We start from the raw sequence: 26031 nt of genomic DNA on the forward strand, positions 1-26031 counted from the left end.
GTCAATTTTTTGTCCTCGCGCTGGCCGCACCATAGACTCAAGTGACTCAAAACCTGTTGAAAATTGCCTGTGTGGGTTTGCCCGGCTCTGGAAAGTCCACGGTCGGCCGACAGCTGGCGCGCAGATTGGACCTGCGCTTCATCGACTCGGATCAGGTCATAGAGCAACGCATTGCCTGCTCGATCCGCGAATTTTTCGAGCGTGAAGGTGAAGTCGCGTTTCGTGACCTGGAGCAAGAGGTTATTGATGAGTTGACCCGGGGTGAGGCTTGCGTGCTTTCCAGCGGGGGGGGCACGGTGCTGCGCCCTGTCAATCGCCAGCATCTGCACGAACGCACGCAGGTGATCTATCTGCACTCTTCTCCGGAAGAAGTGTTTCGGCGTTTACGGCATGACCAGAGCCGGCCTTTGCTCCAAGTGGCGGATCCCTTGGCCCGTCTTCGTGATCTTTACCTCGCCCGCGATCCGCTGTACCGGGAAACCGCCCACTTTGTGATTGAAACTGGTCGTCCTTCGGTAGCTACGCTGGTCAACATGATGGCCATGCAGCTGGAGCTGGCAGGTATCGTGACGGCAGATTCGCCGACCTCAAACCATGGTCAGGCCGGTCGGCCGGAGTAAAAACCCCCGTATGCATCTGCCGGGTGGCTGTGTGCCTCTACACTTTGACTTATGCAAGCAAATTCCTCTCCCATGTCGGCGCAGGTTCAGATTGAGCTGGCCGAGCGCAGCTATCCTATCGTTATCGGCTCTAAGTTACTGGGCGCGGCGCTGACTTACCAGCAGTTGCCCAAGGCAGCTTGTGCGCTGGTGGTATCGAATACGACGGTGGCACCTCTTTATGCCGCGCAACTGATGCAGGCGCTGCAGTCGCACTATGGACAGGTGCTGCTGCTGACCTTGCCCGATGGTGAGGCGCACAAGGACTGGCCGACCCTGCAACTGATATTTGATGCCTTGCTGGAGAACGGCTGCGACCGCAAGACCGTGCTCTTCGCACTGGGCGGTGGCGTGGTCGGCGACATGACCGGCTTTGCCGCCGCCAGCTATATGCGCGGCGTGCCTTTTGTGCAGATTCCAACGACGCTGCTGGCTCAGGTGGACTCCTCAGTGGGGGGCAAGACGGCCATCAATCACCCGCAGGGAAAAAACATGATCGGCGCGTTTTACCAGCCGCTGCAAGTCGTCTGCGATCTGGACGTGTTGCAGACGCTGCCAGACCGCGAGCTGAGTGCCGGTCTGGCTGAGATTATCAAATACGGGCCGATTGCCGACATGGCCTTTTTCGCATGGCTGGAAAGCAATCTTGACGCTTTGCTGGCCAAGGAGCCCGCCGCGCTGGCGCATGCGATTCGGCGCAGCTGCGAAATCAAGGCCTGGGTCGTGGGTCAGGACGAACGTGAATCGGGCTTGCGGGCCATTTTGAATTTCGGCCATACCTTTGGCCATGCCATCGAGTCCGGCCTGGGCTATGGCGAGTGGCTGCACGGCGAAGGCGTGGGCTGCGGCATGGTCATGGCTGCGCATCTATCGCAGCGCCTGGGCTTGGTCGATCTGGCCTTTGTCGAACGGTTGACCCAATTGGTCAGCCGTGCCGGCCTGCCCGTCAAGGGGCCTATGCTGTCTGCCACCGACAATGCCGGCCGCTACCTGGAGCTGATGCGCATTGATAAAAAATCCGAGGCCGGTGAAATCCGTTTCGTGGTGATAGATGGTCCCGGCCAGGCGGCGGTGCGCGCGGCGCCCGATGCGCTGGTGCGTGAAGTCATCGATTTGTGCTGCGCCTGATCCGTGACAAAACCGTGTGACTATTAATTTGATAGCTGCTTGCGCCCGTACTGATTGGGCTGAGGGCATTTTTCATGCATAAATCATGACGCTGGCCCATTACGCCTGTGATCCGTTGCTGACGCGCGGTCGCCGCATCCCCGAGCCGGTCGCGCCCACGCGCTCTGACTTTCAGCGCGACCGCGACCGGATTGTGCATTCCACCGCCTTTCGCCGCCTGGTCTACAAAACCCAGGTCTTTCTGAACCACGAGGGCGACTTGTTCCGTACGCGCCTGACGCATTCGCTGGAAGTGGCGCAGCTGGGGCGTTCCATCGCCCGTACGCTGCAGCTCAACGAGGACCTGGTGGAGGCGATTGCGCTGGCGCACGACCTGGGCCATACGCCTTTTGGCCATGCCGGCCAGGATGCGCTGAACGCCTGCCTCAAGGCCCATAACCCCGGTAGCGCCGGCTTTGAGCACAATCTGCAAAGTCTGCGCGTCGTCGATGCGCTGGAAGAGCGCTACCCGGCCTACAACGGCCTGAACCTGAGTTTCGAGACGCGCGAGGGCATTTTGAAGCATTGCTCCAGGCGCAATGCCCGTCATATCGAGGCCCGCGAGCCGAATGGCGTGGCCCAGCGCTTCATTGAGCAAAGCGGCACCGGGCCGCGGTGGCTGCAGCCCAGCCTGGAGGCGCAACTGGCCAATCTGGCGGATGAGATTGCTTATAACGCCCACGATATTGATGACGGCGTTCGCTCCGGCCTGCTGACGCTGGAGCAACTGGACGATGTGCCGCTGTTCAGCCAGTACCGCCGTGAAACGCTGCAGTCCTATCCCGAATTACAGGGTAGGCGGCTGCTGTTTGAAACCATACGGCGCATGCTAAGCGCGCAGGTCTACAACGTGATGGATGCGACCCGGCTGGCCTTGGAGCGGGCGGCGCCGGCCGATGTCCAGGCCGTCCGCCAGCTCCCGGTATTGCTGTGTTTTTCTGATGAAATGGCCTTGAAGTCGGCGTCCCTCAAGCGCTTTCTGCTACAAAATTTATACCGCCACCGGCAAGTGGTGGAAACCACGCAGGCCGCCAAGCAGGTGGTGCGCGATCTGTTCGAGGTCTATATGGCCGACCCGGCACAAATGCCGCAAGCCCATATCGACCGCTTTGACGGCATCGCCATGGCCCACGCTGCCGGCGCCAAACCCGAGCGTGTGGTGGCCGACTACATCGCCGGCATGACCGACCGCTTCGCCGCCAAGGAACATGAGCGCCTCAAGGGGCGCAGCACTTTTCCCGGTTGAGGGCGGGGCAAGGTGCTGGCCTGCTCATTTTCGCGATAACGGGACGGTGGTAGACATGGTTTTGATGTGATGTAGGCCGTTTCAATACTGATTGTTATGCTGTAAGCACATTAGGTTGCATTGCATACATGTGTTTTTGTAACTTTGATGTTAATGCCGGCGGCTTAAATCACGGCGCAGGCCTCGAATTTGCTTGGACTACTTCAAATTTCAAAGGGGTGTTGTTATGGGCTTTAGTCGGCGTCAATTGGTTTTGAGCGGTATTTCTGCGGCAACCGTGGTTGCCAGCCCTGCGCTCTGGGCCCAGAGTTCCAAAAGCGGGCAAAAGCTGGTGTTGGGTCAGTCTGTACCGCTGACGGGTGCGGCGGACCAGATTGGCCTGGCTTACCTCAACGGGGCCAAAATGTACTTTGATGTCATTAATGCCAAAAATGGTGCGGCGGGTTACAAGATCGACGTCAAGGTGCTGGATGATGGCTACAACCCTGCCAAGGCCGCCAGCAATGCAAAGCAGTTGCTCAATGAAGGGGTTGATGCGCTGTTTGGCTTTGCCGGTACCGCCAGTTGTGATGCGGCTTTTGCCGTGGCCAAGCCGGCCGGCGCTCTGTTTTTTGCACCTTTTGCTGCCTCGGATGCCCTACACGATCCGGCTTTGGCCAATGTGTTTCATGTGCGTCCGGCGCTCGCCGATGAGGCCTACAAGGTGGTGCGCCACTGTGCGACGCTCAATCAGGACCGTATCGCCGTGTTTGCCGAAGACGATGCCATGGGTCGCGCCGGCCTGGCCGCCGTCAATCAGGCCTTGATAGACCTGAAACGTCCTCCTATTGTGGCCAGTGCCATGTCGCCCGTGAACAGCGACAAGGTCGATGCGGCGGCGGCCCTGTTGATGAAGGCGCAGCCTCAGGCCATTATTCAGGTCAGCCTGTTCAATTCCTCGGCGGCCTTTATCCGCAAGATGCGCCAGACCGGCTATGGCGGCCAATTTCTGAACTTCTCGGTGGTGGGCATAGATCCCTTGTTCAGTGCGCTGGGCAAAGAGATTGGTGGCATTGTGATTTCGCAGGTTGTCCCCTCACCGCGCAGCACCGGCACGCCCATCGTCAAGGAGTATCTTGATGCGCTGAACCAGACCGACCAGGCGCCCAGCTATGAAAGCATGGAGGGCTATATCGCCGCCCGCAGCTTTGCCGAGGGCGTGCGCCGTAGCGTGTCAGGCGGTGGCAAGCCTGATCGCGCCGGCCTGAAAAAGGCGTTTGAGTCCATGAGTGATTACGACATGGGTGGGTTCCGCGTCAATCTGCGTCCCAAGAAGTATGAGTCGGTGCGCGCCATTGATCTGGTCAGTATCACGCCCGACGGAAAAATCGTTCGCTAGGCCGGCAGCTCAAGAGGCTTGACCTCTTGAGGCTTCAAGCTATTCGGGGTCAGATTCCAATTATCATGAGGCAAACTCCCGGTATTGCAGCTCATGGCCCGTCTTCCCCGTCTCACGCTTCCCGGTTACCCCCATCACATCATCCAGCGGGGCAATAACCGGCAGCCCATCTTTGCCTCGACCGCCGATTACCAGATGCTGCTGGCGCTGCTGGATGAAAACGCCCGCAAATTTGGCGTGGCCTTGCATGCGTATGTGCTGATGGGCAACCACTTTCATTTGCTGGCCACGCCGACCACTGGCGACGGCCTGCCGCAGATGATGCAAGCAGTGGGTCGTCGCTATGTGCGCTACTTCAACGACAGGCAAGGGCGTTCAGGCACCTTGTGGGAGGGACGTTATCGCTCGACGCTGATAGAAACAGATCGCTATTTGCTGGCCTGCATGGCCTATATGGATCTGAATCCCGTGCGTGCCGGCCTGGTGGCCGAGCCAAAAGACTACCCCTGGTCCAGTTACGGCCACTATGTAGGCGCCCGGACGGACAAGCTGTTGACACCGCATGCCTTGCTCTGGGACTTGGGCAACACACCTTTTGCGCGCGAAGCGGTCTATGCCAACCTGGTGCGCGCCGGCATCACGCCGGTGCAAGAAGAGGCCTTGACCCGCTCGGCGCTCAAGGGCTGGGCTTTGGGCGATGAAAAATTTGTCGCTGATTTGCAAAAGCGTACCGAGCGGCGCGTTCAAAAGACCCAGGCAGGGCGGCCTGTCAGCAAGCCAGTAGTCGAATAAAAGTGGTGGTTATCACTATATCCATTGAGCTTTTTGCTATTAATTTTGATATGTCACTAATTATTTCTTGAGTAATTTGATTGGTGATTAATTAGAATCTGACCCTAATTAAAATGCTTGGCATTGTTGTTGCAGTGCACTATGCTCCGATTCCCTGCGGAAAAATCTGAACCCCATAGACGAGGAATTGCCATGACCACGGCTGCTGAAATCAAGCACTTTGAACAACACGGTTTGTATGACGGTGCCAATGAGCACGATGCCTGCGGCGTCGGCTTTGTGGCCCATATCAAAGGTCACAAGAGTCACGCCATCGTCCAGCAAGGCCTGAAGATTCTTGAGAACCTGGATCACCGGGGTGCTGTGGGGGCTGACAAGCTGATGGGTGACGGTGCCGGCATCCTGATCCAGCTGCCCGATGCCTTGTACCGCGAAGAAATGGCCAGTCAGGGCGTGTCCTTGCCGCCACCGGGAGAGTATGGCGTCGGCATGGTGTTTTTGCCCAAGGAACACGCCTCGCGCCTGGCCTGTGAGGAAGCGCTGGAACGCGCCGTCAAGGCCGAGGGCCAAGTGTTGCTGGGCTGGCGCGATGTGCCCGTAGACCGTGACATGCCGATGTCGCCCAATGTGCGCAAGAAAGAACCCATACTGCGGCAGATCTTCATTGGCCGCGGCAACGACGTGATCGTGCAGGACGCGCTGGAGCGCAAGCTCTATGTGATCCGCAAGACCGCCAGCGCCGCGATTCAAAATCTGCACCTGACGCACAGCAAAGAGTATTACGTGCCCAGCATGTCCAGCCGCACAGTGGTCTACAAGGGCCTGCTGCTGGCCGACCAGGTCGGTACCTATTTCCTCGACCTGAAGGACGAGCGCTGCGTCTCGGCGCTGGGCCTGGTGCACCAGCGCTTCTCCACCAACACCTTCCCCGAGTGGCCGCTGGCCCACCCCTACCGCTATGTGGCGCACAACGGCGAGATCAACACCGTCAAGGGCAACTACAACTGGATGAAGGCGCGCGAAGGCGTGATGTCTTCGCCGGTGCTGGGTGCTGATCTGCAAAAGCTCTACCCCATTAGCTTTGCCAGCCAGTCGGATACCGCCACTTTCGACAACTGCCTGGAGTTGCTGACCATGGCCGGCTACCCCATCAGCCAGGCCGTGATGATGATGATTCCCGAGCCCTGGGAGCAGCACACCACCATGGATGAACGCCGCAAGGCCTTCTATGAATACCACGCTGCCATGCTGGAGCCATGGGACGGCCCGGCGTCCATCGTCTTTACCGACGGCCGCCAGATCGGCGCGACGCTGGACCGCAACGGCCTGCGTCCCTCGCGTTACTGCGTTACCGACGACGACCTGGTCATCATGGCCTCCGAATCCGGTGTGCTGCCCATCCCCGAACACAAAATCGTTCGCAAATGGCGTTTGCAGCCCGGCAAGATGTTCCTGATTGATCTGGAACAGGGCCGCATGGTGGACGACGAGGAAATCAAGGCCACGCTGGCCCACAGCAAGCCCTACAAGCAGTGGATTGAAAACCTGCGCATCAAGCTTGACGATCTGCCCGGTCAGGACGCGCCGGCCGCCAGTGTCGATCAGACCGCAGCCGCCGAGCTCTCCTTGCTGGATCGTCAGCAGGCCTTTGGCTACACCCAGGAAGACATCAAGTTCCTGATGTCGCCCATGGCCACCAATGGCGAGGAAGCCACAGGCTCCATGGGCAATGACAGCCCGCTGGCCGTGTTGTCCAACAAAAACAAGCCGCTCTACAACTACTTCAAGCAGTTGTTCGCGCAGGTGACGAATCCGCCGATCGACCCGATCCGCGAAGCCATCGTGATGTCGCTGGTGTCCTTCATTGGCCCCAAGCCCAATCTGCTGGACATCAACCAGGTGAATCCGCCGATGCGGCTGGAAGTCAGCCAGCCGGTGCTGAACAGCGCCGACATGCAAAAGCTGCGCGACATCGAAGCGCACACCCAGGGCAAGTTCAAGAGCTATACCCTGGACATCACCTATCCGCTGGTCTGGGGCCGCGAAGGCGTGGAGGCCAAACTGGCTTCGCTGTGCGCCGAAGCGGTCGATGCGATCAAAACCGGAAAAAACATCCTGATCGTCAGCGACCGTGCCGTGAGCAGCACGCAAATCGCCATTCCGGCCCTGCTGGCGCTGTCGGCGATTCACCAGCATCTGGTGAAAGAAGGCTTGCGTACCACCGCCGGTCTGGTGGTGGAAACCGGTTCGGCCAAGGAGGTGCATCACTTTGCCGTGCTGGCCGGTTATGGCGCCGAGGCGGTTCATCCCTACCTGGCGATGGAGACCCTGGCCGAGCTGTCCAAAGGCTTGCCGGGCGACCTGAACACCGACAAAGCGGTTTACAACTACACCAAGGCCATAGGCAAGGGCCTGTCCAAGATCATGTCCAAGATGGGCGTGTCCACCTATATGAGCTATTGCGGCGCCCAGCTGTTCGAGGCGATTGGCCTGAACCGCGACACGGTGAACAAGTTCTTTACCGGCACCTCCACCCAGGTCGAAGGCATGGGCGTGTTCGAGATTGCCGAAGAAGCGCTGCGCATGCACAAGGCCGCCTTCGGTGACGACCCGGTGCTGGCCCACGCGCTGGACGCGGGCGGCGAGTACGCCTGGCGCGCGCGCGGCGAAGACCACATGTGGACGCCGGACGCGATTGCCAAGCTGCAGCACTCCACCCGTTCCAACAACTGGAACACCTACAAGGAATACGCCCAGCTCATCAATGACCAGAACCGTCGCCACATGACCTTGCGCGGTCTGTTCGAGTTCAAGATCGACCCGAGCAAGGCGATTTCGATTGACGAAGTCGAGCCGGCCAAGGAAATCGTCAAGCGCTTCGCCACCGGCGCCATGTCGCTGGGTTCCATCAGCACCGAGGCGCACGCCACGCTGGCCGTGGCCATGAACCGCATTGGCGGCAAGAGCAACACCGGCGAGGGCGGTGAAGACCCGGCGCGTTATCGCCAAGAGCTCAAAGGCATTCCCATCAAGCAGGGCGAGACGCTGAAAAGCGTGATTGGTGCCAAACAGGTCGAGGTCGATCTGCCCTTACAAGACGGTGACTCGCTGCGTTCGCGCATCAAGCAGGTGGCGTCGGGCCGTTTTGGCGTGACCGCCGAATACCTGGTCTCGGCCGACCAGATCCAGATCAAGATGGCGCAGGGTGCCAAGCCCGGCGAGGGCGGCCAGCTGCCAGGCGGCAAGGTCAGCGAATACATAGGCGCGCTGCGCTACTCGGTGCCCGGCGTGGGCCTGATTTCGCCGCCGCCGCACCACGACATTTATTCGATCGAGGATTTGGCGCAGCTGATCCACGACCTGAAAAACGTCAACCCCCGCGCCAGCATCAGCGTCAAGCTGGTCAGCGAAACCGGCGTCGGCACGATTGCCGCCGGTGTCGCCAAGGCCAAGGCCGACCATGTGGTGATCGCCGGTCACGACGGCGGTACCGGCGCCTCGCCCTGGTCGTCCATCAAGCATGCTGGCTCGCCCTGGGAAATCGGTCTGGCCGAAACCCAGCAAACGCTGGTGCTCAACCGCCTGCGCGGCCGCATTCGCGTGCAGGCCGACGGTCAGATGAAAACCGGCCGCGACGTCGTCATTGGCGCGCTGCTGGGCGCTGACGAGTTCGGCTTTGCCACCGCGCCGCTGGTGGTCGAGGGCTGCATCATGATGCGCAAATGCCACCTCAACACCTGCCCGGTCGGCGTAGCCACGCAAGACCCGGTGCTGCGCCAGAAATTCAGCGGCAAGCCCGAGCATGTCGTCAACTATTTCTTCTTTGTCGCCGAAGAAGCGCGTCAGCTGATGGCACAGCTGGGCGTGCGCAGCTTTGACGAGCTCATCGGCCGTGCCGACCTGCTCGATACACAAAAAGGCATTGAACACTGGAAGGCCGGCGGCCTGGATTTCAGCCGCCTGTTCTACCAGCCGCAAGTGCCCGCCGACGTGCCGCGCCTGCACATGAGCGAGCAAGAGCATGGGCTGGAAAAAGCGCTGGACGTGCGCCTGATTGAAAAGTCCAAGGCGGCGCTGGAAAAAGGCGAAAAAGTCCAGTTCATCGAGGTGGCGCGCAACGTCAACCGCACCGTGGGCGCCATGCTCTCGGGCGAGCTGACCCGGCTGCGCCCCGAAGGCCTGCCCGACGATACCTTGCGCATCCAGCTTGAAGGCACGGGTGGCCAGTCGTTCGGCGCCTTCCTGGCCAAGGGCATCACCATGTACCTGATTGGCGACGCCAATGACTACACCGGCAAGGGCCTGTCGGGCGGCCGCATCATTGTGCGCCCCAGCATCGATTTTCGCGGTGAGTCGCATAAAAACACCATCGTCGGCAACACCGTTCTCTACGGCGCCACCACTGGCGAGGCCTTCTTCAGCGGCGTGGCCGGCGAGCGTTTCGCGGTGCGGCTGTCGGGCGCCACGGCGGTGGTCGAAGGCACGGGCGACCACGGCTGTGAATACATGACGGGCGGCACCGTGGCCGTGCTGGGCAAGACCGGCCGCAACTTTGCCGCCGGCATGAGTGGCGGCGTGGCCTATGTGTATGACGAGGACGGCCAGTTTGCCTCGCGTTGCAACACCGCCATGGTGTCCATGGACCGCGTGGCCAGCACCGCCGAGCAGCATGCCCACGATGCCTCGGACTGGCATGCCGGCGAAAGCGACGAAGAGCAGCTCAAGCGCCTGCTGCAGGACCACAACCGCTGGACCGGCAGCAAGCGCGCCCGCGAGTTGCTGGACAACTGGAGCGAGTCGCGCCTGAAGTTTGTGAAAGTGTTCCCGAATGAGTACAAGCGGGCCCTGATAGAGCGCAAAGAGCGCCGCCTGGAAGCGGCAACCGAAACCACCAGTTCGCAGGTGGCCACCACGGTGCTGGCCGCTTAAGGCGAAGTCAGGAATTTACTACTGTATTGATAGCTGCCTGCGCCTATAAATAGGGCGCTAGAGGCATAAAACGCTTAAAGAATTGCACAGGACTCATCATGGGAAAAATCACCGGCTTCATGGACTACGAGCGCATCGAAGAGGGCTATAAGCCCGTGCCCGAGCGCTTGAAGAACTACAAGGAATTCGTCATCGGACTGAATGATGCGCAGGCCAGTCAGCAGGCGGCGCGCTGCATGGACTGCGGCACGCCGTTTTGCAACAGCGGCTGCCCGGTCAACAACATCATTCCCGACTTCAACGACATGGTGTTTCGCGCCGACTGGAAAAACGCCATCGACACGCTGCACAGCACCAACAACTTTCCCGAATTCACCGGCCGCATCTGCCCCGCGCCCTGCGAGGCGGCTTGCGTGCTGAACGTCAACAACGACGCGGTCGGCATCAAGTCCATAGAGCACGCCATCATCGACCGCGCCTGGTCCGAAGGCTGGGTCAAGCCGGTGCAGGCCAAGCACACCACCGGCAAGACGGTGGCGGTGGTCGGTTCAGGCCCGGCCGGCATGGCGGCAGCGCAGCAACTGGCGCGCGCCGGCCATGCGGTCACGCTATTTGAAAAAAACGACCGCATCGGCGGCCTGCTGCGTTACGGCATTCCCGACTTCAAGATGGAGAAAATCCATATTGACCGCCGCGTCGAGCAAATGCAGGCCGAAGGCGTGAAGTTCCGCACCGGCGTGATGATTGGCAGCCTGCCCAAGGGCTCTAAAGTGACCAACTGGGCCAAGGAAACCATCACTCCCGAGCAGCTGCAAAAAGACTTTGACGCCGTCATCCTGACCGGCGGCGCCGAACAGTCGCGCGACCTGCCGGTGCCGGGCCGCGAACTCGACGGCGTGCATTTCGCCATGGAATTCCTGCCCCAGCAAAACAAGGTCAATGCGGGCGACAAGATCAAAGGCCAGCTGCGCGCCGATGGCAAGCATGTCATCGTGATCGGCGGCGGCGACACCGGTTCCGACTGCGTCGGCACCAGCAACCGCCACGGCGCGGCCAGCGTGACCCAGTTCGAGCTGATGCCCGAGCCGCCCGTCGAGGAAAACCGTCCCATGACCTGGCCCTACTGGCCGATCAAGTTGCGCACCAGTTCCAGCCATGAAGAAGGCTGCGAGCGCGAGTTCGCCATCTCGACCAAGGAGTTGATCGGCGAAAAAGGCAAGGTCACCGGCCTGAAAACCGTTCGCGTCGAATGGGTGGGCGGCAAGATGGTCGAGGTGGCAGGCTCGGAGCAAATCCTCAAGGCCGACCTGGTGCTGCTGGCCATGGGTTTTGTCTCGCCGGTTGCCTCCATTCTGGAGGGCTTTGGCGTGGAAAAAGACAACCGCGGCAACGCCAGGGCCAGCACCGACTTCATAGGTGGCTACACCACCAATGTGCCCAAGGTGTTTGCCGCGGGCGATATCCGGCGCGGCCAGAGCCTAGTGGTGTGGGCGATTCGCGAAGGCCGCCAGGCCGCGCGTGCGGTGGATGAATTCCTGATGGGTTACAGCGACTTGCCACGCTAAGGACTGGATCGCCCCGACAGCCCGCGCTGCACCCGTGCTGCGCGGGCTGTTTGCATGTCAAGCTTAGAAAACCTGTGGCGCAGTAGATACATCGTGTGATGCTATTGAATTAATAGCTTCTTGCGCCCGTGCTGATTGGGCTGGCGCTTGATTTTGTAAAAAATCATTTACAAATCCTGAGCGTGCGATGCCCTACAGGCGTCTGGGAGACGGCGGCTTGAGGCGGTTTGCAGGCTCAAATTGGCCCGCAGCCCTTATCATCAGGGTCTTCCCCTAGCAACGCCGACGCCTCCGTTGGCCCTTTTCTTCTCAATGGCCGACCTTCCCGTTTCTTCGCTGCTTGAGTTCAAGGATGTGACTTTTTCCTACCCGGGCTCTGCGGGGGATCGCGTCATTCTGGACCGCATGACGCTGTCCGTGCCCAAGGGCAAGGTAACGGCCATCATGGGCGCTTCGGGCGGTGGCAAAACCACGGTGTTGCGCCTCATAGGCGGGCAGCAAAAAGCCAATAGCGGCGAAGTCCTGTTTGACGGCAAGAACGTTGGCAAGCTGACGCAGTCCGAGCTTTACGCGGCGCGGCGCCGCATGGGCATGCTGTTCCAGTTTGGCGCGCTGTTCACCGATCTGAGTGTTTTCGACAACGTCGCTTTTCCGCTGCGCGAGCACACCAGCCTGCCCGAGGCGCTGATCCGCGACATCGTGCTGATGAAGCTCAATGCCGTCGGCCTGCGCGGTGCACGTGATCTCATGCCCAGTGAAGTCTCCGGCGGCATGGCCAGGCGTGTGGCGCTGGCCCGCGCCATCGCGCTGGACCCCGAACTCATCATGTACGACGAGCCTTTTGCCGGCCTGGATCCGATCTCCCTGGGTACGGCGGCGCAGCTGATTCGCCAGCTCAACGACGCCCTGGGCATCACCAGCATCGTCGTGTCGCACGATCTGGAAGAAACCTTTCGCATCGCCGACAAGGTCATCATTCTGGCCAATGGCGGCATCGCGGCGCAGGGCACACCCGATGAGGTCAGGCATTCCACCGATCCGCTGGTGCACCAGTTCGTCAATGCCCTCAGTGAAGGCCCGGTGAAATTCCATTACCCGGGGCCGGATGTGGCAACCGATTTTGGCCAGCGCGGCCAGGGCGGGCGTTTATGAGCCGCTTCAGCCCCGTCCGCCTGCTTTCCAATCTGGGTTATGCGCTGCGTTGCCAGCTGGCCGAGATCGGCAATGCGACCCGGCTGATGCTGCGCCTGCTGGCGCTGACCATGCCGGCCCTGAAGCGCTTTGGCCTGGTGCGCGATCAGATTTTTTTCCTGGGCAATTATTCGCTGGCCATCATCACGGTGTCCGGCCTGTTTGTTGGTTTCGTGCTGGGCCTGCAAGGCTATTACACGCTGCAGCGCTATGGCTCATCCGAGGCGCTGGGCCTGCTGGTGGCGCTGAGCCTGGTCAGGGAGCTGGGCCCGGTGGTGACGGCGCTGCTGTTTGCCGGTCGGGCCGGCACGGCGCTGACCGCCGAGATCGGTCTGATGAAAGCCGGCGAGCAGCTCTCAGCCATGGAAATGATGGCGGTCGATCCGCTGCGGCGGATTCTGGCGCCGCGCTTTTGGGGCGGCATCATTGCCATGCCGCTGCTGGCGGCGGTGTTCAGCGCCGTTGGCATCCTGGGCGGCTGGCTGGTCGGTGTGGTGATGATTGGCATAGACCCCGGTTCCTTCTGGAGCCAGATGCAGTCGGGCGTGGATGTCTGGCGCGATGTAGGCAATGGCATGGTGAAAAGTTTTGTGTTCGGCGTGACCGTGACCTTTGTGGCCCTGCACCAGGGTTTTGAGGCGCAACCCACACCCGAAGGCGTGTCGCGCGCCACCACCCGCACCGTGGTGGTGGCTTCGCTGGCCGTGCTCGGACTGGACTTTTTACTCACCGCCTCGATGTTCAGCCTATAAGGACAGCCTCTCACCTATTGAAAGCACTCATGCGAAAATCCCTGCTAGCTATGGCCGCCCTGCGTTGGCTCGCCATGGCAGAAAAGCCGGCCGGCATCACGCCACCGCTGCCTTTTCGGGGCGACTGAAAGAAATAAGATGCAACGCTCAAAAAACGATTTATGGGTTGGTTTGTTTGTCCTCATTGGGGCCATCGCCATCCTCTTCCTGGCGCTCAAGTCCGCCAATCTGCTGACCTTGAACTTCGACACCTCCTACAGGATCACGGCCAAGTTTGACAATATCGGTGGCCTCAAACCCCGTGCCGCGGTTAAAAGTGCGGGCGTGGTGGTGGGGCGGGTTGAAACCATTACGTTTGACGACAAGGCCTACCAGGCCAGCGTCAATCTGGCCATGGACAGCCGTTTCGTCTTTCCCAAGGACAGCTCGCTGAAAATCTTGACCAGCGGTTTGCTGGGCGAGCAATATATAGGCGTGGAGCCCGGCGGAGATGAGAAAAATCTTGCCGCCGGTGACGTGGTAAAACAAACCCAGTCCGCTGTGGTGCTGGAAAATTTAATCAGCCAGTTTTTGTTCAATAAAGCGGCAGACAGCAGTGCAAGCACAGAGGCAGAGCCAGCACCCAAGTCGGCGACCGCAGAAAAAAAATGACAACACGAATCGCGATGAAACAGCCGTCCTGCTGGGCGGCGGCAGTCCTGGCCCTGGCTTTGCTCCAGGGCTGCGCAAGCGGCCCCAATGCCAACCCGGCCGACCCGCTTGAGCCCTTCAACCGGACCATGTACTCCTTCAACGAAGGCGTGGATCGTGCGGTTCTCAAGCCGGTGGCGACGGCCTACAAAGAGGTCACGCCAGCGCTGGTGCGTACCGGTGTCGGCAACTTCTTTGGAAATATTTCCGATGTCCTGTCCCTGTTCAACAACGTGTTGCAGTTTCAGCCCGAAGAGGCCATGGACAGCTTTTTCCGCGTGACCACCAACACGCTTTGGGGCTTGGGCGGAATTTTCGACGTGGCCAGCGACATGGGGATTCCCAAGCACAGCCAGGATTTCGGTCTGACGCTGGGGCGTTGGGGCTTTTCTTCCGGTCCTTACGTGGTGCTGCCGCTGTTGGGGCCTTCCTCGGTGCGGGACTCCGTTGGCCTCCTGGTGGACGCCGAGACCAGTGCGCTCAACGCGGTGGACAATGTGCCCGTCCGTAATTCCCTGGTGGGCCTGCGCGTGGTGCATATCCGCGCCAATTTGCTGCAGGTGGGCGATGTGCTGGACGAAGCCGCGCTCGATAAATACAGCTTTATTCGGGACAGCTACCTGCAGCGCCGCAGCAGCCGGATCGGCCGTGAATACCTGGTTCCGACCGAGGAACGCTACGACCTGCCGGAAGCGGCACCCGAAGCCGGTGCGCCGGCCCCGGCCGTCAAGTAAGCGGCCCGGGTAAACAATATTTACAACAACGCTGCAAAACTTCACCGTAGGCCGCACCGCAATTCCGCAAAATACCCTCGAAGCAGCGGTATGGGTAGAGGGCAGAAATGTTTCTGCAGCACTCGCCAGCACCGCCTGCTTCGCCTCTAGAAGGAAAAGCCATGAACCGTAGAGCCCTCGGCCGTTTATTGACCGCCTCACTCAGCCTGGCCTTGCTGGCCTTGGCGCCAGTCGTTCGCGCCGCCGACGAGGCGCCCGATGCCCTGATCAAGCGGGTGTCCTCCGAAGTGCTGGACAGCATCAAGTCTGACCAGGCCGTGAAGACCGGCGACATGAGCAAGGTGCTGGCGCTGGTGGACGGCAAGATCATGCCCAATGTGAATTTCACGCGCATGACGGCCGCAGCCGTCGGACGCAGCTGGCGCCAGGCCACACCCGAGCAAAAGACCCGTCTGCAAGATGAGTTCAAGACCTTGCTGATTCGTACCTACTCCGGCGCCCTGTCGCAGGTCAAGGATCAGACGCTGAACGTCAAGCCCTTGCGCGCAGCGCCGGCGGACACCGAGGTGGTGGTGCGCACCGAGGTCCTGGGTCGTGGCGACCCGATCCAGCTGGACTACCGCATGGAAAAAACCGCCACGGGGTGGAAAATCTATGACCTCAATGTGCTGGGCATCTGGCTGGTGGAAACCTACCGCACGCAGTTTGCCCAGGAAATCAACGCCAAGGGCGTGGATGGCCTGATCGCGTCGCTGGCTCAGCGCAACAAGTCCAATGGGGGCGACAGCAAGCCCAATGCGGCCGACAAGAAGCCTTGATGCGACGGTCATGCTGACACTCCCGTCCGTCCTGACGCACGCCGTGGTGCCTGATTTTGTCCGTGCTATGGGGCCGGCCATGCAATCGCATCAGGCGGAACTGGTGGTTGATGCCAGCGCCCTGAAGCAGTTTGACTCGTCCGCGCTGGCACTTTTGCTGGAGTGCCGGCGCCAGGCGCTGGCCGCAGGCCAGGGGTTTTCGGTGCGCAACGCACCAGCATTGCTGCGCCAGCTGGCCGGCCTTTATGGCGTAGCCGAGTTGATTCCTGCTGCGACGAATTCTCCGGCCTGAGTCGGGCGCGCTGGTTTTTACCAGCCGCTTTGTGCCAGTTGCGGGGGCTTAGTGTCATGCGGGCAAAGCAAAAAGGCATCAGCCCTTAAAATGGGGAGCTCATGCCAGCCATCTCATTTCAGTCCGTCTCCAAAACCTATCCCTCCGCGCGAATTCAGACCGACCCGGCTGTCAGGGCGCTGGACGATGTGAGTTTTGACATTCAACCGGGCGAGTTTTTTGGCTTGCTGGGCCCCAATGGTGCCGGCAAAACCTCACTCATCAGCATACTGGCCGGCCTGTCCCGCGCCAGCGCCGGCCGGATCCTGGTGCACGGCAGCGATGTGCTGAGCGATTACGCCAACGCCAGGCGCAAACTCGGCGTCGTGCCGCAGGAGCTGGTGTTCGACCCATTTTTCAGCGTGCGCGAAACGCTCCGCATTCAGTCGGGTTATTTCGGCATCAAGAGAAATGACGCCTGGATTGACGAGTTGCTGGACAGCCTGGGCCTGGCCGACAAGGCCAATGCCAATATGCGCCAGCTCTCGGGCGGCATGAAGCGCCGCGTGCTGGTGGCGCAGGCGCTGGTTCACAAGCCGCAAGTGATTGTGCTGGACGAGCCCACGGCCGGCGTCGACGTGGAGTTGCGCCAGACCTTGTGGCAATTCATTGCCAAACTCAACAAGCAGGGCAGCACCGTTTTGCTGACCACGCATTATCTTGAAGAGGCCGAGGCCTTGTGCAGCCGTATTGCCATGCTCAAGCGGGGGCGGGTGGTGGCGCTGGCGCAGACCTCCGAGCTGCTCAAGGCGGCTTCCTCGAATGTGCTCCGCTTCAAAGTTGATAGCGAGCTCCCTAGTCATTTGGCGGCTCAAGCCCGTATTACAGGACGAATTGTGCAGTTTCCAGCGAACAATGCGCACGAGATAGAGCAATACCTGGTGGCGATTCGTCAGGCAGGCCTGGTGGCCGAAGACGTGGAAATCCGCAAGGCTGATCTGGAGGATGTGTTTCTTGACGTGATGAACGGAAAAACCGTCGAACAACCCCAGGCCCTTGCTGGAGTCGCCAAATGACCGGCTGGCAAACTCTGTTGTACAAGGAAGTGCTGCGCTTCTGGAAAGTTGGTTTTCAGACCGTGGGCGCGCCCGTGCTGACGGCCGTGATGTACATGCTGATTTTTGGCCATGTCATGCAGGGCAAGGAGCTGGTCTACGGGCAGGTCAGCTACACCGCTTTCCTGGTGCCTGGCCTGGTCATGATGAGCGTGCTGCAAAACTCCTTTGCCAACAGCTCTTCGTCGCTGATCCAGAGCAAGATCATGGGCAGCCTGGTGTTTGTGCTGCTCACCCCGCTGTCGCATTGGCACTGGTTTTTCGCCTATGTGGGCTCCTCGGTGGCACGTGGCCTGCTGGTTGGCCTGGGCGTGTTTGCCGTCACGGTATTTTTTGGCCAACCCGGCTTTGTGGCGCCGCTGTGGATTGTGGTGTTTGCCGTTCTGGGGGCTGCCATGCTGGGCGCGCTTGGCGTGGTGGCCGGCCTGTGGTCAGAGAAATTCGACCAGATGGCCGCCTTCCAGAATTTCGTCATCATGCCCATGACTTTTTTGAGCGGTGTCTTTTATTCCATCCATTCGCTGCCGCCGTTCTGGCAAAGCGTCAGCCACCTGAACCCGTTTTTCTACATGATCGACGGCTTTCGTTACGGCTTCTTTGGCGTCAGCGATGTGTCGCCCTGGCTCAGCCTGAGCGTTGTGCTGACGGCCCTGCTGCTGGTCAGCGCCGTGGCGGTCAACATGCTGCGCACCGGCTACAAAATTCGACACTAGAGATATGGCCCCACGTTCGCGCACTTCGTGTCGCTCTCTGCCCCCCCGAGGGGGCGCTGCGCCTGCGGCCTGGCGAAGCCAGTTCCGCGGCCCCTGCTTGCGAAGACACTCGTCTCATGCCCCAATAAGTAACCTATGACCAGCGAAGAACTTCAATCCATCATTGCCGCAGGCCTGGCCTGCGAACACCTTGAGCTGTCCGGCGACGGCCGGCATTGGTATGCCACCATTGTTTCCTCTGCTTTTGAAGGCCAGCGCCTGATCCAGCGGCACCAGCGGGTCTATGCCACGCTGGGCGGCCGCATGCAGACCGACGAGGTGCATGCCCTGTCCATGAAAACCTATACGCCCGCCGAGTGGGCTGCCAACAACGCGCAATAAAGAAGAAGCACCAGCATGGACAAATTACTGATTCGAGGCGGCAAGACACTGGCCGGTACGGTCGAGATTTCCGGCGCCAAAAACGCCGCCCTGCCCGAGCTGTGCGCGGCCCTGCTGACCGCAGACACCGTGACGCTGGAGAACGTGCCGCGCCTGCAGGACGTGGCCACCATGCTCAAGCTGATCCGCAACATGGGTGTGCAGGCCGAGCGCAGCCAGGCGCAGCCCAGCACCGTCACGCTTAATGCCGGGCCTTTGAGTTCGCCCGAGGCACCCTACGAGCTGGTGAAAACCATGCGCGCCTCGGTGCTGGCGCTGGGCCCGCTGCTGGCGCGGTTCGGCGAAGCCACGGTCTCGCTGCCCGGCGGCTGCGCCATTGGCTCGCGGCCGGTGGACCAGCACATCAAGGGCATGCAGGCCATGGGCGCCGAGATCGTGGTGGAGCACGGCTACATGATTGCCAAGTTGCCGGCTGGGCAGCAGCGTTTGAAAGGCGCCAACATCACCACCGACATGGTGACGGTGACCGGCACCGAGAACTTCCTGATGGCCGCCACCCTGGCCGAGGGCGAGACAATTCTCGAAAATGCGGCGCAGGAGCCAGAGATCGGCGACCTGGCCGAGATGCTGATCAAGATGGGCGCGAAGATTGAAGGCCACGGCACGCGCCGCATCCGCATCCAGGGCGTGGAGCGCCTGCACGGCTGCACCCACCAGGTGGTGGCCGACCGCATTGAAACCGGCACCTTTTTGTGCGCCGTCGCCGCTGCCGGCGGCGATGTCGTGCTCAAGCATGGCCGCGCCGATCACCTGGACGCCGTGATTGAAAAGCTGCGCGAGGCCGGTGCCGTCATCACCGCCGGCGACGGTTTCATCCGCGTGCAGGCCCAGGGCCGCATGAAGGCGCAGTCTTTCCGCACCACCGAATACCCGGGTTTCCCGACCGACATGCAGGCCCAGTTCATGGCGCTCAACGCCATTGCACATGGCACCAGCACCGTGACCGAGACGATTTTTGAAAACCGCTTCATGCACGTCAACGAGATGCTGCGCCTGGGCGCCAAGATCCAGATCGAAGGCAAGGTCGCGGTCATGGAAGGCGTGGAACGGCTTTCCGGCGCCACGGTGATGGCCACCGATTTGCGGGCTTCCGCCAGCCTGGTGATCGCCGGCCTGGTGGCCGATGGTGAAACCCTGGTGGACCGCATCTACCATCTGGACCGCGGCTACGACCAGATGGAAGCCAAACTGCGCGGCATAGGCGCTGATATTGAAAGACTGCAACCATGATCACGCTCGCGCTCTCCAAGGGCCGCATCTTCGACGACATCTTGCCGCTGCTCAGATCGGCCGGCATCGAGGTGCTGGATGATCCCGACAAGTCCCGCAAGCTGATTCTCGATACCAACCAGAGCGACCTGCGCGTGGTGCTGGTGCGCGCCACCGACGTGCCGACCTATGTGCAGTACGGCGGCGCCGATATCGGCGTGGTCGGCAAGGACACCTTGCTGGAGTCCGGCAGCCAGGGCCTGTACCAGCCGCTGGACCTGCAAATTGCCAAGTGCCGCATCAGCGTGGCGGTGCGCGAGGGCTTTGACTACGCCGCCGCAGTGCGCCAGGGCTCGCGCCTGAAAGTGGCGACCAAGTACGTGGCGATTGCGCGCGATTTCTTCGCCTCCAAGGGCGTGCACGTGGACCTGATCAAGCTCTACGGCAGTATGGAGCTGGCGCCCCTGACCGGCCTGGCCGACGCGATTGTCGACCTGGTGTCTACCGGCAGCACGCTCAAGGCCAACCACCTGGTTGAGGTCGAGCGCATCATGGACATCAGCTCGCATCTGGTGGTGAACCAGACCGCGCTCAAGCTCAAGCAAGCCCCCATACGCAAACTCATTGACGCCTTCTCATCGGCGTCGGCCTCCGCCACAAAGAACTAGCCTGGAATCGAATTGCTATGAATTTGGTAGCTACTCCCGCCCGACTATCAAGCGTTGCAGCCACTTTTGATGCTGAATTCAAGGCGCGCCTGCATTGGTCGGCCGATACCGATGCGGCGATAGAGCAGCGTGTCGCCGACATCCTGGCCGACGTGCAGCGGCGCGGCGACGCCGCGGTGCTGGAATACACGGCGCGTTTTGATGGCCTTGGCGTGGCAACTATGGCCGAGCTGGAGCTCACGCAAGCCGAACTCAAGGCCGCCTTCGAGGCGATTCCCACGGCCCAGCGCGAGGCCTTGCAGGCGGCGGCGCGGCGCGTGCGCAACTACCACGAGGCGCAAAAAAAGGCCTGCGGCGAGAGCTGGAGCTATCGCGACGAAGACGGCAGCTTGCTGGGCCAGAAGGTCACGCCGCTGGACCGCGTCGGCATTTATGTGCCCGGCGGCAAGGCGGCTTATCCCTCCTCTGTGCTGATGAACGCCATTCCCGCCCATGTGGCCGGCGTTGGTGAAATTATCATGGTCGTGCCCACGCCCAAGGGCGAGAAAAACGCCCTGGTGCTGGCTGCCGCCTACGTGGCCGGCGTGACCCGCGCCTTCACCATAGGTGGTGCGCAGGCCGTGGCGGCGCTGGCTTACGGCACGGCCACCGTGCCCAAGGTCGACAAGATCACCGGCCCCGGTAACGCCTACGTGGCCAGCGCCAAGAAGCGCGTCTTTGGCACCGTGGGCATAGACATGATTGCCGGGCCGAGCGAGATTTTGGTGCTGGCCGACGGCACCACGCCGGCCGAGTGGGTGGCCATGGATTTGTTCAGCCAGGCCGAGCACGACGAGCTGGCGCAAAGCATTTTGCTGTGCCCCGACGCCGCTTATATAGCCGCCGTGCAGGACGCGATTAACCGCCTGCTGCCGGCCATGCCGCGCGCCGCCATCATCGCCAAGTCGCTCAGCGACCGCGGCGCGCTGATCCACACGCGCAGCATGGAAGAGGCTTGCGCCATCAGTAACCGCATCGCGCCCGAGCATTTGGAAGTCTCCAGCCGCGAGCCGCACAAATGGGAGCCGCTGCTCAAGCATGCCGGCGCCATCTTTCTAGGCGCCTACACCAGCGAAAGCCTGGGTGACTACTGCGCCGGCCCGAATCACGTGCTGCCGACCAGCGGCACGGCGCGCTTTTCCAGCCCGCTGGGCGTGTACGACTTCCAGAAGCGATCCAGCCTGATCGAGGTGAGCGAAGCCGGCGCCCAGGTGCTGGGCCCCATCGCCGCCGAACTGGCTTATGGCGAAGGCCTGCAGGCGCATGCGCGCGCCGCCGAGATGCGTTTGCAGACCGTGCCCGATATGAGAGTGACCCCATGACTGAGCTTGATTCGAAATTCAAAAAACTGATTCGCCAGGACGTGCAGTCCATGCACGCCTACGCCATCCAGGACTCGGCCGGCATGGTCAAGCTGGACGCCATGGAGAACCCGCACCGCCTGCCCGCAGATCTGCAGGCCAAGCTGGGCGAGCGTCTGGGCGCGCTGGCGCTGAACCGTTATCCGGACGGCCGTGTCAACGACTTGCGCGCCGCGCTGGCCGACTACGCCGGTATGCCCGAGGGCTTTGACATCATGCTGGGCAACGGCTCGGACGAGCTGATCTCGCTGCTGGCCATGGCCTGTGACGTGCCCGGCGGCAGCATTCTGGCGCCCATGCCGGGCTTTGTGATGTACGGCCTGAGCGCGCAGCTGCAGGGGCTGAAATTCATAGGCGTGGAGTTGACGCCAGACTTCGAGCTCGATGAAGCCGCCATGCTGGCCGCCATTGCCCAGCACAAGCCCTCCATCGTTTACCTGGCCTATCCGAACAACCCCACGGCCAATCTGTGGGACGACGCGGTGATAGAAAAGATCATTGAGGCCGTGGGCGAGCAGGGCGGTCTGGTGGTGATGGACGAGGCCTACCAGCCCTTTTCCAGCAAAAGCTATATCGACCGGATCGCCAGGCACGGCCATGTGCTCCTGATGCGCACCCTGAGCAAGTTCGGCCTGGCCGGTGTGCGGCTGGGTTACATGATGGGCCCGAAAGCCCTGATCGCCGAGGTCGACAAAGTGCGCCCGCCCTACAACATCAGCGTGCTCAATTACGAGTGCGCGCTGTTTGCGCTGGAGCACCGCGAGGTGTTTGCCGCGCAGGCGCACGAGCTGGTGGCGCAGCGCGCAGCGCTGTTTGCGGCGCTGAGCGCCCTGAAGGGTGTCAAGGCCTGGAAAAGCGATGCCAACATGATCCTGGTCCGTGTGCCCGATGCCACCAAAACCTTTGAGGGCTTGAAGCAGCGCAAGGTCCTGGTCAAGAACGTTTCTAAAATGCATGTACTGCTGGCCAATTGTTTGCGCCTGACCGTCGGCACTTCCGAAGAAAATGCGCAAATGCTCGCCGCGCTTGAAGAATCACTATGACTACCCCCACCACCGCCCCCCGTATTGCCGAGGTCTCGCGCAACACCGCCGAAACCAAGATCACCGTCAAAGTCAACCTGGACGGCACCGGCCAGGCCAAGCTGTCCACCGGCATAGGCTTTTTTGACCACATGCTGGACCAGATCGCCCGCCACGGCCTGATCGATCTGGATATTCACGCCGAGGGCGACCTGCACATCGACGGCCACCACACGGTGGAAGACGTCGGCATCACGCTGGGCCAGGCCGTGGCCCAGGCCATTGGCGATAAAAAAGGCCTGCGCCGCTACGGCCACGCCTATGTGCCGCTGGATGAGGCGCTGAGCCGCGTGGTGGTTGATTTCTCGGGCCGGCCCGGCCTGGACATGCATGTGCCCTTCAAGAGCGGCATGATCGGCACCTTTGACAGCCAGCTGGCTTACGAATTTTTCCAGGGCTTTGTGAACCACGCCTTTGTCACGCTGCATATCGACAACCTGAAGGGCGAGAACGCCCACCACCAGGCCGAAACGGTGTTCAAGGCCTTTGCCCGTGCCCTGCGCATGGCACTGGAAATTGATCCGCGTGCCGCTGGCGTGATTCCTTCGACCAAGGGCACGCTCTAGGAGCGCCGCCTCTCGGGCATGAAATCAAGTCTTTTTGGCCTCCAGTCCTTATGGGCTGAGCGCTAATAGCTATTAAATTCATAGTACTTACCGATTCAAATGGCTAAATTGAAAACCGTGGCGGTGGTCGACTATGGCTCGGGCAATCTGCGCTCGGTGTCGCAAGCCGTCCAGCATGTGGCCCAGGACAGCGGCTACGAGGTGGTGGTGACATCGCGGGCGCAGGATGTGCTGGACGCCGATCGCGTGGTGTTGCCTGGCCAGGGCGCCATGCATGACTGCATGCGGGCGCTGGCCGAATCCGGCCTGCAGGACGCGGTCTTGCACGCCGCCGCGCACAAGCCGTTGTTTGGCGTCTGCGTCGGCATGCAAATGCTGCTGGACCAAAGCCAGGAAGGCCTGGCCGGCGCGCCCACGCCAGGTTTGGGGCTGATTCACGGCGAAGTCGTCAAGTTTGAGCTGGCCGGCCAAATCCAGCCCGATGGCAGCCGTTTCAAGGTGCCGCAAATGGGCTGGAACCAGGTTTACCGAACCAGCCCGGCGCACCCGCTGTGGGCTGGGGTGCCGGATGGCGCCTATTTCTACTTCGTGCACAGCTTTTACGCCCGTCCGTCGGATGCGCGCCACATTGCGGGCGAGGCCGACTACGGCGGGCGCTTTGCTGCGGCGATTGCACGCGATAATATTTTCGCCACCCAGTTCCATCCCGAGAAAAGTGCTGACCACGGACTGAGCCTGTACCGCAATTTTCTGCATTGGAAGCCCTGACCCGTTCTGACGACATCGCTGGAGCGAGTTTTTTTCAACCCCTTCATCCGTTTTCCTCTACCCCAACATGCTACTCATCCCCGCGATTGACCTGAAAGACGGTCACTGCGTTCGCCTGAAACAGGGCGACATGGATCAATCCACCGTTTTCAGCGAAGACCCGGCCGCCATGGCGCGCAACTGGGTGGACAAGGGTGCGCGTCGCCTGCACCTGGTGGATCTGAATGGAGCGTTTGCCGGCAAGCCCAAGAACGAGTTGGCCATCAAGCGCATCCTGGCCGAAGTGGGCACGGAAATCGACGTGCAACTGGGCGGCGGCATTCGTGATCTGGACACGATTGAGCGCTACCTCGACGCCGGCCTGCGCTACGTCATCATAGGCACGGCCGCGGTGAAGAATCCGGGCTTTTTGCAGGACGCCTGCACCGCTTTTGGCGGCCACATCATCGTCGGCCTGGATGCCAAGGACGGCAAGGTCGCCACCGATGGCTGGAGCAAGCTGACCGGCCATGAAGTGATCGATCTGGGCAAGAAATTCCAGGACTACGGCGTTGAGTCCATCATTTACACCGACATCGGCCGCGACGGCATGCTCAGCGGCATCAATATGGAAGCCACCGTCAAGCTGGCGCAGGCGCTGACGATTCCCGTCATCGCCTCTGGCGGCCTGTCCAATATGGCAGACATTGAAGCGCTGTGCGCGGTGGAAGACGAGGGCGTTGAAGGCGTGATCTGCGGCCGCTCCATCTACAGCGGCGACCTGGACTTTGCGGCGGCGCAAGCGCGCGCCGACGAGCTAAACGGCTAGAGGCTCCCATAAATCCGATTCTCGGGCGCATGGCTGCGTTGCGCGGTGCTCTGAATCCTCATGCACGGGAGTGCATTCCGGTTCCTGTGCTCCCCTCGTATGAGCCCAAAGGGCGATACGACACGCGCCTTGCCCTGAATCCCGATAGTCGAATTTCTGGCAACCTCTAAATTCCGCAAACCTACTGTCTAAAGTCCATGCTCGCCAAAAGAATTATTCCTTGCCTTGACGTGACCGGCGGCCGCGTCGTCAAGGGCGTCAACTTCACCCAGCTGCGCGATGCCGGCGACCCGGTGGAAATTGCCGCGCGCTACAACGAGCAGGGTGCCGACGAGCTGACCTTTCTGGATATCACCGCGACCAGCGACGGTCGCGACCTGATCCTGCACATCATCGAAGCGGTGGCTTCTCAGGTCTTCATCCCGCTGACGGTGGGTGGCGGCGTGCGCACCGTCGACGACGTGCGTCGCCTGCTCAATGCCGGCGCCGACAAGACCAGCTTCAACTCGGCCGCGCTGGCCAATCCGCAGGTGATCAGCGACGCCTCGGCCAAATACGGCGCGCAGTGCATCGTGGTGGCGATTGACGCCAAGCGCCGCAGCGAGGAAGACGCCAAGACGCGCGGCGCGGGCTGGGATGTCTACAGCCACGGCGGGCGCAAGAACACCGGCCTGGATGCCGTAGCCTGGGCCAGCGAGATGGCACGGCGCGGCGCCGGCGAAATTTTGCTGACCAGCATGGACCGTGACGGCACCAAGGCCGGCTTTGACCTGGCCTTGACGCGCGCCGTCAGCGACGCCGTCAGCGTGCCGGTGATCGCTTCGGGTGGCGTCGGCAATCTGGATCATCTGGCCGACGGCGTGCAAATTGGCGGTGCCGATGCGGTGCTGGCGGCCAGCATCTTTCATTACGGTGAATACACGGTGCAGCAGGCCAAGCGCCACATGGCCGAGCGCGGTATTCCGGTCCGGCTCTGAATTTCAAGCCTTTTAGGCCACTAGCCCATAAGGGACGGTCGCTGCCAGCTATCGATTTGGTAGTAAGCTCGGGTGCTCCCGGCATCTGCCAA

24 protein-coding genes are annotated in these 26031 nt (G+C 61.2%); all 24 read left to right on the forward strand.

Features of this window, described 5'->3' with window-relative positions:
* The first annotated feature begins 56 nt into the window (after positions 1–56).
* The 24 genes from BM160_RS08290 to hisF all read left to right on the forward strand — a co-directional run bounded on the left by BM160_RS08290 (position 57) and on the right by hisF (position 25939).
* Positions 57–620, forward strand: a complete 564-nt coding sequence (locus BM160_RS08290; protein ID WP_092003369.1) for a shikimate kinase — start codon at positions 57–59, stop codon at positions 618–620.
* Positions 621–671: 51 nt separating this feature from the next.
* Positions 672–1787, forward strand: a complete 1116-nt coding sequence (aroB, locus tag BM160_RS08295) for a 3-dehydroquinate synthase (protein ID WP_092003372.1) — start codon at positions 672–674, stop codon at positions 1785–1787.
* Between the two features lie 85 nt (positions 1788–1872).
* A complete protein-coding gene (locus tag BM160_RS08300; protein ID WP_092003375.1) occupies positions 1873–3072 on the forward strand; it encodes a deoxyguanosinetriphosphate triphosphohydrolase in 1200 nt (399 codons plus the stop codon).
* A 253-nt stretch (positions 3073–3325) separates the two neighbouring features.
* On the forward strand, positions 3326–4450 hold the full coding sequence (locus BM160_RS08305; protein ID WP_255368736.1) for an ABC transporter substrate-binding protein: 1125 nt from the start codon (positions 3326–3328) through the stop codon (positions 4448–4450).
* Positions 4451–4543: 93 nt separating this feature from the next.
* Positions 4544–5242: an REP-associated tyrosine transposase gene (locus tag BM160_RS08310; RefSeq protein ID WP_092003685.1), complete on the forward strand. Its 699-nt coding sequence runs from the start codon at positions 4544–4546 to the stop codon at positions 5240–5242.
* Between the two features lie 192 nt (positions 5243–5434).
* The gene (locus tag BM160_RS08315; RefSeq protein WP_092003381.1) at positions 5435–10171 is read left to right on the forward strand and encodes a glutamate synthase-related protein; all 4737 of its coding nucleotides are present in this window, start codon (positions 5435–5437) and stop codon (positions 10169–10171) included.
* Between the two features lie 98 nt (positions 10172–10269).
* On the forward strand, positions 10270–11736 hold the full coding sequence (locus tag BM160_RS08320) for a glutamate synthase subunit beta (protein WP_092003384.1): 1467 nt from the start codon (positions 10270–10272) through the stop codon (positions 11734–11736).
* Positions 11737–12048: 312 nt separating this feature from the next.
* On the forward strand, positions 12049–12888 hold the full coding sequence (locus BM160_RS08325; RefSeq protein WP_092003387.1) for an ABC transporter ATP-binding protein: 840 nt from the start codon (positions 12049–12051) through the stop codon (positions 12886–12888).
* Positions 12885–13679 (forward strand): lipid asymmetry maintenance ABC transporter permease subunit MlaE, encoded by a 795-nt coding sequence (mlaE, locus tag BM160_RS08330; protein ID WP_092003390.1) that lies wholly within the window; start codon positions 12885–12887, stop codon positions 13677–13679. The genes BM160_RS08325 and mlaE overlap by 4 nt, the downstream gene beginning before the upstream one ends.
* A 138-nt stretch (positions 13680–13817) precedes the next feature.
* Positions 13818–14330, forward strand: a complete 513-nt coding sequence (mlaD, locus tag BM160_RS08335; RefSeq protein ID WP_092003393.1) for an outer membrane lipid asymmetry maintenance protein MlaD — start codon at positions 13818–13820, stop codon at positions 14328–14330.
* On the forward strand, positions 14327–15103 hold the full coding sequence (locus BM160_RS08340) for an MlaA family lipoprotein (RefSeq protein ID WP_092003397.1): 777 nt from the start codon (positions 14327–14329) through the stop codon (positions 15101–15103). Before mlaD ends, BM160_RS08340 begins: the two co-directional genes overlap by 4 nt.
* 161 nt (positions 15104–15264) lie before the next feature.
* Positions 15265–15921 (forward strand): MlaC/ttg2D family ABC transporter substrate-binding protein, encoded by a 657-nt coding sequence (locus BM160_RS08345; protein WP_092003400.1) that lies wholly within the window; start codon positions 15265–15267, stop codon positions 15919–15921.
* A gap of 10 nt (positions 15922–15931) precedes the next feature.
* Positions 15932–16213: an STAS domain-containing protein gene (locus BM160_RS08350; protein ID WP_092003403.1), complete on the forward strand. Its 282-nt coding sequence runs from the start codon at positions 15932–15934 to the stop codon at positions 16211–16213.
* Between the two features lie 101 nt (positions 16214–16314).
* Positions 16315–17268: an ABC transporter ATP-binding protein gene (locus BM160_RS08355; RefSeq protein WP_092003405.1), complete on the forward strand. Its 954-nt coding sequence runs from the start codon at positions 16315–16317 to the stop codon at positions 17266–17268.
* Positions 17265–18020 (forward strand): ABC transporter permease, encoded by a 756-nt coding sequence (locus BM160_RS08360; RefSeq protein WP_092003407.1) that lies wholly within the window; start codon positions 17265–17267, stop codon positions 18018–18020. Before BM160_RS08355 ends, BM160_RS08360 begins: the two co-directional genes overlap by 4 nt.
* A gap of 135 nt (positions 18021–18155) precedes the next feature.
* Positions 18156–18401: a BolA family protein gene (locus BM160_RS08365; RefSeq protein WP_092003410.1), complete on the forward strand. Its 246-nt coding sequence runs from the start codon at positions 18156–18158 to the stop codon at positions 18399–18401.
* A 15-nt stretch (positions 18402–18416) separates the two neighbouring features.
* The gene (gene murA / locus BM160_RS08370) at positions 18417–19691 is read left to right on the forward strand and encodes a UDP-N-acetylglucosamine 1-carboxyvinyltransferase (RefSeq protein WP_092003414.1); all 1275 of its coding nucleotides are present in this window, start codon (positions 18417–18419) and stop codon (positions 19689–19691) included.
* Positions 19688–20338 (forward strand): ATP phosphoribosyltransferase, encoded by a 651-nt coding sequence (hisG, locus tag BM160_RS08375; protein WP_092003417.1) that lies wholly within the window; start codon positions 19688–19690, stop codon positions 20336–20338. Before murA ends, hisG begins: the two co-directional genes overlap by 4 nt.
* 17 nt (positions 20339–20355) lie before the next feature.
* Positions 20356–21699 carry a histidinol dehydrogenase gene (gene hisD / locus BM160_RS08380; protein WP_092003420.1) on the forward strand — a complete coding sequence of 448 codons (1344 nt, stop codon included), beginning with the start codon at positions 20356–20358 and terminating at the stop codon, positions 21697–21699.
* A complete protein-coding gene (gene hisC / locus BM160_RS08385; RefSeq protein WP_092003422.1) occupies positions 21696–22781 on the forward strand; it encodes a histidinol-phosphate transaminase in 1086 nt (361 codons plus the stop codon). The genes hisD and hisC overlap by 4 nt, the downstream gene beginning before the upstream one ends.
* Positions 22778–23386 (forward strand): imidazoleglycerol-phosphate dehydratase HisB, encoded by a 609-nt coding sequence (hisB, locus tag BM160_RS08390; RefSeq protein WP_092003425.1) that lies wholly within the window; start codon positions 22778–22780, stop codon positions 23384–23386. The genes hisC and hisB overlap by 4 nt, the downstream gene beginning before the upstream one ends.
* 99 nt (positions 23387–23485) lie before the next feature.
* Positions 23486–24154 (forward strand): imidazole glycerol phosphate synthase subunit HisH, encoded by a 669-nt coding sequence (gene hisH, locus BM160_RS08395; protein ID WP_092003428.1) that lies wholly within the window; start codon positions 23486–23488, stop codon positions 24152–24154.
* A 67-nt stretch (positions 24155–24221) separates the two neighbouring features.
* Positions 24222–24962, forward strand: coding sequence for a 1-(5-phosphoribosyl)-5-[(5-phosphoribosylamino)methylideneamino]imidazole-4-carboxamide isomerase (gene hisA / locus BM160_RS08400; RefSeq protein ID WP_092003431.1), 741 nt, complete (start codon positions 24222–24224; stop codon positions 24960–24962).
* A gap of 197 nt (positions 24963–25159) precedes the next feature.
* Positions 25160–25939 (forward strand): imidazole glycerol phosphate synthase subunit HisF, encoded by a 780-nt coding sequence (hisF, locus tag BM160_RS08405; RefSeq protein ID WP_092003433.1) that lies wholly within the window; start codon positions 25160–25162, stop codon positions 25937–25939.
* Positions 25940–26031: the final 92 nt, after the last annotated feature.

It is taken from the genome of Polaromonas sp. OV174 (assembly GCF_900112285.1).
GTDB lineage: Bacteria > Pseudomonadota > Gammaproteobacteria > Burkholderiales > Burkholderiaceae_C > Polaromonas.

Excerpts from the sequence above, each read along its gene's own strand:
- aroB (WP_092003372.1), top strand. The coding sequence starts at position 672 with ATGCAAGCAAATTCCTCTCCCATGTCGGCGCAGGTTCAGATTGAGCTG.
- BM160_RS08300 (WP_092003375.1), top strand. The coding sequence starts at position 1,873 with ATGACGCTGGCCCATTACGCCTGTGATCCGTTGCTGACGCGCGGTCGC.
- BM160_RS08310 (WP_092003685.1), top strand. The coding sequence starts at position 4,544 with ATGGCCCGTCTTCCCCGTCTCACGCTTCCCGGTTACCCCCATCACATC.
- BM160_RS08315 (WP_092003381.1), top strand. The coding sequence starts at position 5,435 with ATGACCACGGCTGCTGAAATCAAGCACTTTGAACAACACGGTTTGTAT.
- BM160_RS08320 (WP_092003384.1), top strand. The coding sequence starts at position 10,270 with ATGGGAAAAATCACCGGCTTCATGGACTACGAGCGCATCGAAGAGGGC.
- BM160_RS08325 (WP_092003387.1), top strand. The coding sequence starts at position 12,049 with ATGGCCGACCTTCCCGTTTCTTCGCTGCTTGAGTTCAAGGATGTGACT.
- mlaE (WP_092003390.1), top strand. The coding sequence starts at position 12,885 with ATGAGCCGCTTCAGCCCCGTCCGCCTGCTTTCCAATCTGGGTTATGCG.
- mlaD (WP_092003393.1), top strand. The coding sequence starts at position 13,818 with ATGCAACGCTCAAAAAACGATTTATGGGTTGGTTTGTTTGTCCTCATT.
- BM160_RS08340 (WP_092003397.1), top strand. The coding sequence starts at position 14,327 with ATGACAACACGAATCGCGATGAAACAGCCGTCCTGCTGGGCGGCGGCA.
- BM160_RS08345 (WP_092003400.1), top strand. The coding sequence starts at position 15,265 with ATGAACCGTAGAGCCCTCGGCCGTTTATTGACCGCCTCACTCAGCCTG.
- BM160_RS08350 (WP_092003403.1), top strand. The coding sequence starts at position 15,932 with ATGCTGACACTCCCGTCCGTCCTGACGCACGCCGTGGTGCCTGATTTT.
- BM160_RS08355 (WP_092003405.1), top strand. The coding sequence starts at position 16,315 with ATGCCAGCCATCTCATTTCAGTCCGTCTCCAAAACCTATCCCTCCGCG.
- BM160_RS08360 (WP_092003407.1), top strand. The coding sequence starts at position 17,265 with ATGACCGGCTGGCAAACTCTGTTGTACAAGGAAGTGCTGCGCTTCTGG.
- BM160_RS08365 (WP_092003410.1), top strand. The coding sequence starts at position 18,156 with ATGACCAGCGAAGAACTTCAATCCATCATTGCCGCAGGCCTGGCCTGC.
- murA (WP_092003414.1), top strand. The coding sequence starts at position 18,417 with ATGGACAAATTACTGATTCGAGGCGGCAAGACACTGGCCGGTACGGTC.
- hisG (WP_092003417.1), top strand. The coding sequence starts at position 19,688 with ATGATCACGCTCGCGCTCTCCAAGGGCCGCATCTTCGACGACATCTTG.
- hisD (WP_092003420.1), top strand. The coding sequence starts at position 20,356 with ATGAATTTGGTAGCTACTCCCGCCCGACTATCAAGCGTTGCAGCCACT.
- hisC (WP_092003422.1), top strand. The coding sequence starts at position 21,696 with ATGACTGAGCTTGATTCGAAATTCAAAAAACTGATTCGCCAGGACGTG.
- hisB (WP_092003425.1), top strand. The coding sequence starts at position 22,778 with ATGACTACCCCCACCACCGCCCCCCGTATTGCCGAGGTCTCGCGCAAC.
- hisH (WP_092003428.1), top strand. The coding sequence starts at position 23,486 with ATGGCTAAATTGAAAACCGTGGCGGTGGTCGACTATGGCTCGGGCAAT.
- hisA (WP_092003431.1), top strand. The coding sequence starts at position 24,222 with ATGCTACTCATCCCCGCGATTGACCTGAAAGACGGTCACTGCGTTCGC.
- hisF (WP_092003433.1), top strand. The coding sequence starts at position 25,160 with ATGCTCGCCAAAAGAATTATTCCTTGCCTTGACGTGACCGGCGGCCGC.